The sequence below is a fragment of the Deinococcus fonticola genome, assembly GCF_004634215.1.
GTDB classification, from domain to species: Bacteria; Deinococcota; Deinococci; order Deinococcales; family Deinococcaceae; genus Deinococcus; species Deinococcus fonticola.
In genome coordinates, this window is record NZ_SMMH01000010.1 from 15,561 (window position 1) to 27,913 (window position 12,353).

13 protein-coding genes are annotated in these 12,353 nt (G+C 65.2%); 4 read left to right on the plus strand and 9 right to left on the minus strand.

Going from position 1 to position 12,353, the window contains the following annotated elements; translation table 11 throughout:
• The first annotated feature begins 4 nt into the window (after positions 1-4).
• From E5Z01_RS07460 to E5Z01_RS07470, 3 genes are read left to right on the plus strand one after another with little or no spacing between them, the layout of a single operon-like run.
• Positions 5-2,752, plus strand: a complete 2,748-nt coding sequence (locus E5Z01_RS07460; protein ID WP_135228799.1) for a valine--tRNA ligase — start codon at positions 5-7, stop codon at positions 2,750-2,752.
• A gap of 27 nt (positions 2,753-2,779) precedes the next feature.
• Positions 2,780-3,415 carry a hypothetical protein gene (locus tag E5Z01_RS07465; protein WP_135228800.1) on the plus strand — a complete coding sequence of 212 codons (636 nt, stop codon included), beginning with the start codon at positions 2,780-2,782 and terminating at the stop codon, positions 3,413-3,415.
• Positions 3,416-3,428: 13 nt separating this feature from the next.
• Complete coding sequence (locus tag E5Z01_RS07470; RefSeq protein WP_135228801.1) at positions 3,429-3,956, plus strand: hypothetical protein; 528 nt, start codon at positions 3,429-3,431, stop codon at positions 3,954-3,956.
• A gap of 163 nt (positions 3,957-4,119) precedes the next feature.
• Here E5Z01_RS07470 and paaD read toward each other — a convergent pair whose 3' ends face one another.
• The 4 genes from paaD to paaA form a co-directional block, all read right to left on the minus strand.
• Positions 4,120-4,611, minus strand: coding sequence for a 1,2-phenylacetyl-CoA epoxidase subunit PaaD (gene paaD / locus E5Z01_RS07475; RefSeq protein WP_135228802.1), 492 nt, complete (start codon positions 4,609-4,611; stop codon positions 4,120-4,122).
• Positions 4,612-4,691: 80 nt separating this feature from the next.
• The gene (gene paaC / locus E5Z01_RS07480) at positions 4,692-5,468 is read right to left on the minus strand and encodes a 1,2-phenylacetyl-CoA epoxidase subunit PaaC (RefSeq protein ID WP_135228803.1); all 777 of its coding nucleotides are present in this window, start codon (positions 5,466-5,468) and stop codon (positions 4,692-4,694) included.
• Entirely contained in the window at positions 5,465-6,172 is a 708-nt protein-coding gene (locus E5Z01_RS07485) for a phenylacetic acid degradation protein (RefSeq protein WP_135228804.1), read from the minus strand. The genes paaC and E5Z01_RS07485 overlap by 4 nt, the downstream gene beginning before the upstream one ends.
• 93 nt (positions 6,173-6,265) lie before the next feature.
• Positions 6,266-7,228, minus strand: a complete 963-nt coding sequence (paaA, locus tag E5Z01_RS07490; protein ID WP_119764539.1) for a 1,2-phenylacetyl-CoA epoxidase subunit PaaA — start codon at positions 7,226-7,228, stop codon at positions 6,266-6,268.
• 258 nt (positions 7,229-7,486) lie between these two features.
• Between paaA and E5Z01_RS07495 the strand changes: the two genes are divergently transcribed.
• Positions 7,487-8,086: a 1-acyl-sn-glycerol-3-phosphate acyltransferase gene (locus tag E5Z01_RS07495; RefSeq protein WP_135228805.1), complete on the plus strand. Its 600-nt coding sequence runs from the start codon at positions 7,487-7,489 to the stop codon at positions 8,084-8,086.
• A gap of 36 nt (positions 8,087-8,122) precedes the next feature.
• Here the strand turns inward: E5Z01_RS07495 and nrdR are convergent, their stop codons facing one another.
• The 5 genes from nrdR to E5Z01_RS19755 all read right to left on the minus strand — a co-directional run bounded on the left by nrdR (position 8,123) and on the right by E5Z01_RS19755 (position 12,303).
• A complete protein-coding gene (nrdR, locus tag E5Z01_RS07500) occupies positions 8,123-8,569 on the minus strand; it encodes a transcriptional regulator NrdR (protein ID WP_135228806.1) in 447 nt (148 codons plus the stop codon).
• Positions 8,566-9,267, minus strand: coding sequence for an SDR family NAD(P)-dependent oxidoreductase (locus E5Z01_RS07505; protein ID WP_119764533.1), 702 nt, complete (start codon positions 9,265-9,267; stop codon positions 8,566-8,568). The genes nrdR and E5Z01_RS07505 overlap by 4 nt, the downstream gene beginning before the upstream one ends.
• A gap of 232 nt (positions 9,268-9,499) precedes the next feature.
• On the minus strand, positions 9,500-10,180 hold the full coding sequence (locus E5Z01_RS07510) for an NUDIX domain-containing protein (protein WP_135228807.1): 681 nt from the start codon (positions 10,178-10,180) through the stop codon (positions 9,500-9,502).
• Positions 10,180-11,526 (minus strand): replicative DNA helicase, encoded by a 1,347-nt coding sequence (gene dnaB, locus E5Z01_RS07515; protein ID WP_119764529.1) that lies wholly within the window; start codon positions 11,524-11,526, stop codon positions 10,180-10,182. Before dnaB ends, E5Z01_RS07510 begins: the two co-directional genes overlap by 1 nt.
• Before the next feature lie 366 nt (positions 11,527-11,892).
• The gene (locus tag E5Z01_RS19755; RefSeq protein WP_205750473.1) at positions 11,893-12,303 is read right to left on the minus strand and encodes an alpha/beta fold hydrolase; all 411 of its coding nucleotides are present in this window, start codon (positions 12,301-12,303) and stop codon (positions 11,893-11,895) included.
• Positions 12,304-12,353 lie beyond the last annotated feature (50 nt).

Here is a 12,353-nt window from a genome sequence, read left to right on the forward strand (position 1 = left end):
CCGCATGACTGACCCCGCATCCACGACCCTGGCCCCGCAGTTCGACCCCACCGCCATCGAGCCGAAGTGGGCGCAGAAGTGGCGTTCCGAGCCGTTCCGGGCTGACGCCAGCAGCAGCAAGGAACCCTTTACCATCGTGATTCCGCCGCCCAACGTGACCGGGAACCTGCACCTGGGGCACGCGCTGGACAACACCCTGATCGATACGCTGATTCGCTACAAGCGCATGGCGGGCTTCGAGGCGCTGTACCTGCCGGGGATGGACCACGCCGGCATTTCCACGCAGGTGGTCGTGGAGCGGCAACTGCGTGATCAGGGCGTGTCCCGCCATGACCTGGGGCGTGAGAAGTTTCTGGACAACGTGTGGGAGTGGAAGGCCGAGTCGGGCGGCATGATCCTCAATCAGCTTTCGCGCCTGGGCGTCAGCGCCGACTGGACGCGCGAGCGCTTCACCATGGACGAGGGTTTAAGCCGCGCGGTGCGGCACCAGTTCGTGAAGCTGTACGCGGGTGGCCTGGCCTACCGGGGCGAGCGCATGGTGAACTGGGACGTGGCGGCCCAGACGACGCTTTCCGAACTAGAAATCGACCGCGAGAACCGCAAGGTGAAGATGGTCACCCTCTCCTACAAACTGGAGGACGAGAACGCCGCCCCCAGCAACGGGGAGGCGGGTGAGATTCGCATTTCCACGGTGCGCCCGGAAACCATTTTTGCCGACCAGGCGATTGCGGTTCACCCCGAAGACCCTCGCTTCAGGCATGTGGTGGGCCACAAAGCCCGGATTCCCCTCACGGATCGCTGGATTCCCATTATCGCGGACGAGGCGGCGGACATGGAATTCGGCGTAGGGGCACTGAAAATCACGCCCGCGCACGACCCCACCGACTTCGAGGTGGGTGAGCGCCACGGCCTGCCGCGCCCCAGCGTGATCGACCTGGAAGGCAACCTGACCAGCGACGACCTGGTGCCCGCCGAGTTTCAGGGGCTGGAGCGCTTCGCCGCCCGCAAGGCCGTGATGAAGGCGCTCGCAGAGGCGGGCCTGAGCATCGAGGAAAAAGACCACGACGCGCCGCTGGCGATCAGTGAACGTACCAAAGTGCCGGTGGAGCCGATCATTTCCGAGCAGTGGTTCGTGAAGATGAAACCCTTCGCGGATCAGGTTCTGGAAGGCCTGGAGAAAGGCGACATCAAACTCACGCCCGAGCGTTACACGAAAGTAAACCGCGACTGGCTGGAGAACATCCGCGACTGGAACATCAGCCGGCAGCTGTGGTGGGGTCACCAGATTCCCGCCTGGTACGACGAACAGGGCAACACCTACGTCCCGGATCCGGAAAATCCCGACCTGGACTGCGACCTCGACCCCAGGTACGCGGGGCTGAACCTGCGCCGCGACCCGGACGTGTTCGACACCTGGTTTTCCAGCAACCTGTGGCCCTTCTCCACGCTGGGCTGGCCGGACACCGACGCCGAGGACTTCCGCAAGTTCTACCCGACGCAGGTGCTGGTAACCGGGTACGACATCCTGTTCTTCTGGGTGGCCCGCATGCAGATGGCCGGGTACGGCCTGACCGGGCAGGCGCCGTTTTCCACGGTGATGCTGCACGGCCTGTACCTGGACAGCAAGGGCCAGAAGATGTCCAAGAGCAAGGGCAACGGCCTCGACCCACTGGAACTGTTCGACCAGTACGGTGTGGACGCCAGCCGCTTCGCCTTCGCCTTCCTGAGCACCGGTGGGCAGGACATCAAGCACGACCCCCGCCGCTTCGAGCAGGGCCGCAACTTCGCCAACAAGCTATGGAACGCCACCCGCTTCGCGCTGATGCGTCTGGGCGAAGCCATTCCTAACCTCACGGGCGACGACGAACTGACGCAGTATGTGCGCAGCACCACCGTGAAACCCGAGGGAATCAGCATTCGCAGCGAGGATGCACTGGCGCAGGTGAAAGGCCGTGAAGACCTCACGCTGGCCGACCGCTGGATCATCTCGCGCCTGAACGCCGTGACCGCTGAAGCCAGCGCGCAACTCGACGCCTTCGACATCGGCGCGGCCATTCGCACGCTGTACTCCTTTACCTGGGATGAATTCTGCGACTGGTACATCGAGGCGGCCAAGCCCACATTGAGTAGCGGCAACCTGGGCACCCTGGTGACCCTCAAGGCCGTGCTGGAGCACATCCTGAAACTGCTGCACCCCTTCATGCCGTTCATTACCAGCGAGCTGTACGCCGCGCTGGGCCACCGCCGCCAGCTGGCCGTGCACCACTGCCCCCGGCCCGACGCGGCGCTGCACGACGCCGAAGCCACCCAGGCGTTTAATGCGCTGCGCTCGGCGGTGGACAGCGCCCGCAGCCTCAAGAGCGAACTGGGCCTCTCGCCGCAGGACAGGTTGAACGTCGCCGTGGAAGGCGAGCTGGCCGGGATCGTCACCGACAACGCCCGCGTGGTGGAAGGGATCGCCCGCGTGCAACTCGTTCCTGCACTGGAAGGCCGCACATTGAGCGCCGTCGAGCCGGGCGTGACCATCCTCGCCCCGCTGGAAGGCACGGTGGACATCGCCGACTGGCTGGGCAAGCAGAAAAAACGCCTGACCGAGTTCGACAAGCAGATCAAGCAGGCGCAGGGCAAACTGAGTAACGAGGGCTTCGTGGCCCGCGCCCCCGCCGAGGTCATCGAGGAAGAGCGGCGCCGCGTGGAGGATTTCGGCAAGCAGAAAGAGAGGCTGGAAGGCGTGCTGAAGCAGTTCGGCTAAGTTCCTGTCACAGAAAGGACACCCGACATGCCTTATTCCACTGAAATCCTTCCCCCCGAACTGGCCCACTTTGGCGACACGGCCCCGCACCTCCAGCCGCTTCCTGCTGTGGGGAAAGGTGTTCCCCCCGCCCTGACGCCCCGCGCCATCTGGCGGGCGTGGTTTGCCCTCAGAAAGGAACCGCTGCGCGTCACGGTGCGCCTGGCTTTCCCCGAGGTGCGCCCGACAGGCCCCGTTCATCTGGACGCCCTGCTGGGCGCGGCGGTGCTGCGGGCCGCCGATGCGCCGTGGCACTTTGCCGGACGGGAGGCCCGCGTCATTCCCCTGCCGCTCGATCTGCTGGCCGTGGTGGTGGTGGACAGCAGCAAAAACCGCCCCCGTCGCCCCTGCCTGCCCGTGTGGGCCAGTACGGAACTGCGGGAAGTGGAGCCGGGCGTGTGGGAAGGGCTGTGCATCGGACACGCCGACACGTTGCGAGAACTGCTGTCCTACCTGCATGAGATCGGCAAGGCTCCCTGCCGGGGCTGGCAGGTGGAACCCCTCGACAGGCCCCTGGAAACGGCCCGACAGGCCATCCGACAGGCCCGCCCCTTACCGGGCACCGCGCCCCACTTCACGCCCCCGTACTGGCATGACTGGACTGGTGCAGATCGGGCCGAATGAGGCAGAGTCAAGCATGATGAAATCCAAGACTGTCCGGGCGCTGGATCCATTCCTGCAAGACTCCACACTGAAACCCTTCTTCGTGGCCCGTCTGACCGACACCTACAGCACCAGCGAGGCGTCCGAGGTGGCCCGTAACCACCTGAGCCTGCACGCCCACCACGCCGCCCGTGCGCTGCGCGGCGTCAAGATGGGCAGAAATGAAGTCCTGGCCTTGCTGGATGTGGTGCGCCGTTGGTTCATCACCCCCGAATCGGCCCAGTATCTCGCGGTGGAAGTGGAGGATGCGCTGGAGGATGGACTGAGCGAGAAATGGGACATCGACGGCAAGGCCCTGGTGGGCAAGCTCTCCGACATGCACCCCTATGACCGGGCGGTGCTGGCCCTCACGCTCAAGGACGCCTGGGACGTGAAAGCAGCCCACGACAACGATCTGGAACGGACGGTGGTGGCTCTGGGGGTGACAGTCGGGCCTAGCAAGGCGGCAGAATACCTCAACGACGGTGAAAAGATTGACTTTGAGCCGAAGGACAACGCCTGAAGAAGCCAGGCCTGGCCATCGGCAGTACCGGCGTGGAAAAAGAAGCACTTCAGCAGGCCCTCCTTTGATCTGTCGCCCATCCTGTGAAAGAACCCCTCCAAACATAACGACGACACGCCCCGGCCTCTCCTTGAGCTTGCCGGGGCGTCCGTTGGAGCTATACCTACACGCTTTTAAAGCCCTCGAAGGGCTCCTTGCACGAGTCGCAGACGTAGAGCCGCTTGCACAGGGTGCTGCCGAAGCTGGCGGTCATGCAGACGTTCAGGCTGCCGCAGCGGGGGCAGCGGGTGGGTTCAGCTTCCAGCGTGATGAGCTGCTCGCCGGCAGGCGCGGGCGGGGCGATGCCGTACTGGCGCAACCGCTCGCGGGCGTCGGCGTTCATCCAGTCGGTCGTCCAGGGGGGCGTCAGGGTGCTTTTCACCTCGACCTCCTGCACGCCCAGGCCACGCACCGCCTCGCCGATACTGCCTCTAATGACATGCAGGGCCGGGCACCCGCTGAAGGTGGGCGTGAAGGTCACGGTCACCCGTTCGCCCTCCACCTGCACGTCCCGCACCATGCCCATGTCGGTAATGGACACCACGGGAATCTCGGGATCCGGCACGGCGCTCAGGGCCTGCCAGATGCGTTCAGGACTGATTTGAGAAGCGGTCATAGCGGGCCTCCTTGGCGAAGTGGGTTGACCGGCGACGGCTCCGGCGCGGCTGTGCAGACCCAGGACTGTGCAGACCTGGCTTACCAGACCTGGGCGTCGGGGAATTCGCGGGCGGTGCTCTGCATTTCGGTGAGCAGGTAGATCAGGTCTTCACGGTGCTGATCGCGGCTGAGGCGCAGCGGGCTGACTGTGGGAACTTGCAGCTGGCAGCGTTCCAGGTGCGCCCGCACCAGCCCTTCCCAGCGGGCCTTCACGGTGGCCGGATCCGGGGTGATGCCCGCCGTGATCAGGGCGTCCTCGTCCTGGGTTCTGGTGAACAGTTGCTCGGTGTACAGCCACAGGGTGTTCAGGGCGTCCTGCATGCGGCGGCTGGACTCCTCGGTGCCCAGGCCCAGGCGCTCGACCCACAGGGCCGTATGTTGCAGGTGAAATTTCTCCTCGCGCACGGCCTTCTGTGCCACTTCGGCCAGCGGGGCGTAGGTGCTGGCACGCAGGGCGTCGAGGTACAGCGCCTCGTAGGCGTCGTACAGGTACTGGCGCAGCATGGTAAAGGCCCAGTCGCCCCGGGGAAGCTCGACGAGTTGCACGTTGGTGTACTCGCGCGGGCCCCGGAAGTAGGTGAGGTGATCCGGGTTGCTGCCGTCCAGGGCGGCGCGCAGTTCCAGATACATCAGGGCGTGCCCGATCTCGTCCTGCGCGATGTTCGCCAGGGCGATGTCCTCTTCCAGGATGGGGGCGTGGCCAGTCCATTCGCTGTCGCGCTGCGCCAGGATGATCTCGTCGTCCGCGAGGGCCTGAAGGCGCGTGATCAGGGCGGTTTTCTGCTGTTCGGAGAGGTGCTGGGCCGTGAGCGTCATTCGGTCACCTGGGGGGGCTGTGCGGTGGGCTGTGCGGTGGACTGGGTCATGGGCTGGGCAATGGGGTTAGGGGCGTCGGCGTCCGCTTCCAGGCGCGGGCGCACATGCTTGGCGCCGAGCACCGGCGTCTCGTTGACCTGTCTGGGCATCAGGCCGGCGCGCTTGAGTTCGCCCACGTGGCGGCCGATGGTGCCGTAGTACTGCTGCTGCTTGTAGGTCTTCTCGGCGGCGGGCGCGAACCAGCTTTCCACGGTGTCTTCGCTGTCCTCGGTGCGGGCAATCGCGCTGTCCGGAATGACCCACCACGCCAGCGCATCCGGCCGCAGTTCACGGGCCTGACGCATGGCGTCGGCAGCGTCCGTGGCGTCCACCGTGCCGATCAGGTCGACGAAGGTCATGCTGCGCTTGTGGGTCATCTTCACGCCCACGTGGTACACGCCGGCCGGGCCGTGCATGGGTTTGCCAGCGTTGTCGCGCCCCATCTCAGCCAACACCGTCTCGGCGGTGGCCGACACGATGTCGTCTTCCCGCACTGCCCACAGGCTGACGGCGGCGGGCCGGCGCACGAAGATGTTACGCGCCGTGAGCAGCGCGTGCTCGGGGTCACCCGCGTGAACACTTCCTACCGCCTGATACGGGCGGCGGTCATTATCTTTCTTGAACACTTCCCAGCGCGGCCACTGGTCTCCAGTTTTGACGGACATAGCTTCCTCCGGTAAGTCACTTGGCGATGGGCAGGGAGTGGGACAGGGGGCAGAAGTGCTCCTCCGCTCACCCCTCCCTGCTCAGGGCAGGGCTCAGTCCGCCGCCTGGGCGTGCCGGCGGGCTTCGTAGGCGTTCAGGGCTTCACGCACCCACGCGCCCTCGTCGTGGGACCTGTTGCGAGACTCCAGGCGGGCACGGTTCATCTGGCCGCCCCCCTTGATCACTTCAAAGAACTCTTCCCAGTTGATGGGGCCGTGAATCCAGTTGCCCTGCTCGTCCTGGTGCAGGTCCGGATCCGGGATGGTCAGGCCCGCCTCCAGAAGTTCGGGGGCGTGCTCGTTGATGAACTCCTGGCGCACCTCGTCGTTGGTCTTGAGTTTGATGCCCCAGCGCATGAGTTGCGGGGTGTTGGGGCTGTCCTTGTCGCTGGGGCCGAGCATCTGCACGGCGGGCCACCACCAGCGGTTCAGCGCGTCCTGCGCCATCTTCTTCTGCTCCGGGGTGCCTTCGCGGGCATACGCGACGACCATTTCCTTGCCCTGCTTGTGGTGGAAGGTTTCCTCGCTGCAAATGCGCACCATGGCGCGGCTGTAGGGGCCGTAGCTACAGCCGGCCAGCATGGTCTGGTTCTTGATGGCCGCGCCGTCGACCAGCCAGCCGATCATACCGATGTCGGCCCAGGTCAGGGTGGGATAATTGAAGATGCTGCTGTACTTGGCCTTGCCGGTCAACAGGGCGTCCAGCATCTCCTCGCGGGTGGTGCCCAGCGTTTCGGCGGCGTGGTAGAGGTACTGGCCGTGACCGGCCTCGTCCTGCACCTTGGCGATCAGGATCATCTTGCGGTGCAGGTTAGGCGCGCGGGTGATCCAGGCCCCTTCGGGCAGCATGCCCACCACTTCGCTGTGCGCGTGCTGGGAAATCATGCGGATCAGTTGCTTGCGGTACGCCTCAGGCATCCAGTCGCCGCTCTCTATTTTTTCTCCAGCGGCGATGCGGGCCTCGAAGGCGGCGAGTTGCTCGGGCGTTTCGGCAGTCTGCGGGATGGGCTGAGTCATGTGGAGCACCTCCGGGTGACGGTCACTTGAAAAAAAGCAGGAACCTAACTAACGCTTGTTAGGTAAGTATACAGGATGAACCACGCCGCGTTACGGCGAGAGTGACGGTTTGTCTATTCTGCGCCTTTCCAATTTGTCCTGCCAGCCCAGCCGCCCCTGGGAATGGGGGCAAAACCCGCCTGGTTCACGGCCCAGAGCGCCTGACCCTACCGGCACACAAGGAAAACGTCAGACCCCAGCGCGTAGAGTCCCCGCAGTATGTTTCCCACCTGGCCTGGCCGCCCACACACCCTGACCTCCCGCGCCGCCCTGGTGGCGCTGCGCCTGGCCGGCTGGACACCCCTGCTGGCCACCCCGCCCGGCCCCAGGTGCGTGGCCGCCGCCGCGCCGCACACCAGCAACGCCGACTTCTGGCCGGGCCTGTTCTGGACGTGGGCCACCCGCAGTCCTGTGCGCTACGTCGCCAAGGATTCCCTGTTCCGTTTTCCGCTGGGCCTGTTCATGCGGGCGGTGGGCGGCATTCCGCTCGACCGCCGCCAGGCCCGGGCCAACTTCGTGGACGGCGTGGTCGAGATCATCCGCCAGGAGCCGGAGATCATGCTGCTGGTCGCGCCGGAAGGCACCCGCGCCCACGCCCCGTACTGGAAGACCGGCTTTTACTACATGGCCCTGGAGGCGGGCGTGCCCATTGGCGTGATGGTGCTGGACTGGGGACGTAAACGCATCGGCGTGGTCGGGTACGTGACCCCCACCGGGGACGTGGAAGCCGACTTCGCCCGAATCCGCGACCTGCTGGGCGACACCAGGGGCAAAAAACCCCAGAACCAGGGCCCAGTCATGCCCAGGCCGAAAGACTGAGGCTGGGGCAGCTCCTTTTGACCGGACGAAAGAGGCCTACTCCTTGTCTTTCAAGCCCTGGATTTCCTCGATGAACCTTTCGAGGCTGTCGAAGTCGCGGTACACGCTGGCGAAGCGAATGTAGGCCACGTCGTCAAGGGGCCGCAGGAAGGTCATGGCGCGGCGGCCTATCTCCTCGCTCTGGATTTCGGGGAGCTGCACGTCGTCCTCGAAACCGTAGGCGAAGGCGCGCAGCTGCTCGGCGTTGACGGGGCGCTTCTCGGTGGCGAGCATCAGGCCGCGCAGGAGCTTGTCCGGATTAAACGCCTCGCGCAGGCCGTGGCGTTTGACCACCATCAGGGGTTCGAGCTGGGCGCGTTCGTAGGTGGTGAAACGCCGGGCGCACTTCAGGCACTCGCGGCGGCGGCGGATGCTGGCCCCGTCGTCGCTGGGGCGGCTGTTCACGACCTTGCTGTCGGGCGCCGAGCAGTAAGGGCACTTCATAGGTACTGAAGGTCAGGCAGGCGCACCTTGGGGGCAGGGGCCAGGGGAATTTGCATCACGTTTCCGCGCAGGCTCTGTAAGCATGTGGTCGCCAGGGCCAGCACGGCGTCGGCCACCGGGGCGTCCAGCATTTCCTCGCCGCTGCTGGCGCGGCCCGGCAGCAGCAGGTTGACGCGCAGTTCCTCACGGTGCGCGTGCTCTACCAGGCCCTGAAGGGCGCCACGCTGGGGGTAGGCTTGCAGGCCCGGCTCGTCGAGGTGCGGGCCGATCACGGTCAGCCAGGTGCCGGGCAGGCGGCGGGCCAGAATCTGCGCGATGCCCACGGTGCTTTTTACGTTGCAGTTGAACAGGTCCATCCACTCGTTCTCGGTGAGCATGGCGAAGGTGGTGCTGGCGCGCCGGTCGGCCAGGTGCACCACGCCGTGCAGCGCGCCGAAAATTTGCAGAATCCGTTCCTGGGCACTGATGAAGTCCAGCGGAACACTCACGTCGGCCTTGAGGGGAATGATCTCTGCGCCGTACTGCTCCAGGACACTGGCAGTGGCCGCGAGGGTCTCGGTGTTGCCGCCGATCATGACGACGCTCGCCCCGGCCCGCGCCAGGGCCTGGCTGACCAGCCGGCCATACCCCTGGTCGGCGCCGGTCACCGCGATCACCTGCCCGTTCAGGGCGGCAGCAGAAAAAGGAGGACGGCTCATAGGGGTTAAGCGTATAGGCTTGAGGGAAGCGGAACAAGCGAAACGCCGCGCCCTCTTCCCTCGGCGGCCCACGTTTTATGCAGACTCGGACTAAACCGTTTGCAACAACGATTTAATCCGAACAGAATTGCAAAGCTGCGCAGCAGAGCGAGAAGGAGAAAAACGGGTTCCGGGCGTGGAGTTGACCAAGCGGTTCTGGTGCAATTTGTCAACGAAACAGACGGAATCTGTGTTACAAGTCGGGTTCGCCGTCGCCCTCGGTTTCCGCAACCGCCGTGACCACGCCGTTCTCGCCCACCCGGCGGCGCTTACGCAACATGGCGGGTTCGTGGTCGAGGTTGAAGGTGAAGTGCCGCGGGCGGCGTTCACGCAGCCAGGTTTCCAGCGACACCAGGCGCGGGCGGAAACGAATGAACTCGCGCAGTTGCCGGATCGGCACGAAGCGCGCCTCCTGCACGTCCCGGTCCGGGTCGCGGGGTTGCAGGTCGCCGCTGACCTCGCGGGCAGTGTAGAAGAACTGAAGGTGATGCCCCCAGGTCTGCGCCTGAAACTCCACGATGAAGGCCAGGTCACGCAGTTCCACGACCAGGCCCGTTTCCTCGAAGGTTTCGCGGCGGGCGCCGTCCTGCACCAGTTCGCCGGCTTCCAGGCCGCCCTTGGGCAGCGACCAGCGGCCCCGCTCGCGCACCAGCAGAATCTCGTCGCCGCGCAGGATGATGCACCCCACGCCGATGCGCGGCTCGGCCAGCGGCTTTTTCTGCCCGCGTTTCTTCGGGGTGGCCGGCACCGGCACCGCCGTGGTGTTGGTCACCTGACCGGGCCGAAGTGACTGCTGCGGCTGGTTACTGCGCCTGCGCCGGCGCCGACGCTGATTGTTGCCCTGATTGCCGGGCTTGGCCTGATCTTCCGCCATTACACTCCCTCCGGCGCAAGATCGTTAAACCGAACGTGTGCGCTATGAAACTGCAACTTCACCGTGCCCACCGGGCCGTTGCGCTGCTTTCCCACGATAATTTCCGCGATGCCCTGCTGATCGGTTTCCTTGTTGTAATACTCGTCGCGGTAAATGAACATCACGATGTCCGCGTCCTGCTCGATGGCCCCCGATTCACGCAAATCCGACAGCATCGGCCGGTGGTTGGGCCTCTGTTCCACGGCGCGGCTCAATTGACTGAGCACAACGATAGGCACTTCCATCTCACGCGCCAGGCCCTTCAGACCACGCGAGATGGTGCTGATTTCCTGCTGGCGGTTGTCGCTGCCGCCATTACTTTTCCCGCCGGACATCAGCTGCAGGTAATCGATGACCACCAGGCCCAGTTGCCCGTGCTGCGCGGCCATGCGCCGCAGCTTGCTGCGCAGGTTGTTCAGCGTCAGGTCGGCCTCGTCGTCGATGACCATCGGCGCTTCGGCCAGGCGGCCCGCCGCATGCGCCAGGCGCTCGAAATCACGCTCGTTGAGCTGCCCGCTGCGAATGCGGTTCATGTCCACCCGCGCTTCACTGCACAGCATGCGCAGCGCCAGTTGCACGCTGGGCATTTCCAGGCTGAACACCGCGACGGTCTTCTCGCCGCGCAGGGCCACGTTCTGCGCGATGGACAGCGCGAAGGCGGTCTTTCCCATCGAAGGCCTGGCCGCCAGCACGTTCAGGCTGCCTTTCTGCAGGCCGCTGATCTGTTCGTCCAGGTCACGGAAGCCGGTGCTGACGCCGTCTGGGATGCCCTTGTTGGCGTGCAGCAGGGTGATGTACTCGAAGGTGTCGTGAACGACCGAGTCCATCGCGGCGAAGCCCTCACCCTTCTTCTTTTGCTCAGCGACTTCAAAGATCATCTTCTCGGCGCGGTCGAGCAGGTCTTCCAGGGGAAGCTGGGCGTCGTAGGCGAGTTGCATGGCCTTGCCGCTGGCGCTGATGAGCTGGCGCAGGGTGTGCTTCTCCTGCACGATGCGGGCGTAGTTCTCGGCGTAGGCGGCGGTGGGCACCTGCTCGGACAGGCCGATCAGGTACGTGATGCCGCCCACCTCGTCCAGCAGGCCCCGGACACGCAGGTCTTCGCTGAGGGTAATCAGGTCGACCGGGTCGCCGCGGTCTTGCAATTCGCGCATGGTCGTGAAGATCTTGCGGTGACCCTCGCGGTAGAACATCTCGGGGGTGACGGTATCGCCCAGCTGCGACAGGACATCGTTGTCGAGCAGAACGCTGCCCAGCACACTGATTTCAGCGTCGTTACTGTGGGGGGGGACGCGGGGGGTGAGTTCCAAATTCGGGCCTCTCTCACGGCACGTCCAGCCTGCGGGCGCGTGAGGGCGGGCGCAGAGACGGGCCTTTCTGTTGAAGAATTAAAGGGTAGGGAGGAGACTCCCTTTTCAACTCACCGGGGCAAGTTGAACTGCCCCGAAGCATACCATCTCCGGATCTTCATGCAGCGGGGGGTGACCCCCGGCCATCGGGGCGGCCACCGGGGGAACGTCCCTGGCCGGATGCCCGGCTCAGGGCCGCCACTGAGCCGGGCAGCCGCTCCTGCACGGCAAAAGCCGCAGGAGTAGCTGACCCCAGCTGGCGTCCACGGGCGCGGGCAGGCGCGAAGGCGACACAGTCAAGTTGGCCAGTAAAGCTACACCGAAAAGCTAGACAGAAATCGGGTGGGCAGCAAAGAGCTTCATGGCCTCGGCCGTCACCACGTCGGGGCGTTCGTCGGCGAGGTAGTGGGCAGCCCCGTCCACCAGGCGCAGGGTCATGTTCGGGGTGTATTTCTGGTAGCCGCCCAGGAAGGTCGCGGGGAGGGTGGCGTCATGTGCGCCGTGCAGGGCGACGGTGGGGGTGGTCAGGTGTTTTTTCCTGTACCAGCCGCCCAGGATGAAGGCCACTTCGCGCAGGATAAAGCCCCGGTACAGCGCGCCGGCAGCGCGGGCGCGGGCGGGCTGGCGCAGGGGGGCCAGGAACGGCTCCAGTTCCGCCTCCGTCCACTGACCCGGCCGGGCAGTGTGGGCAGTGAATGTGGGCAGTGAAGAGGTAACGGGCCAGGGGCTGCCAGCCACTCGCGAGGAAATGCGGGCCGATGGAGGGCGTGGCAATGGCGTACTGAAAC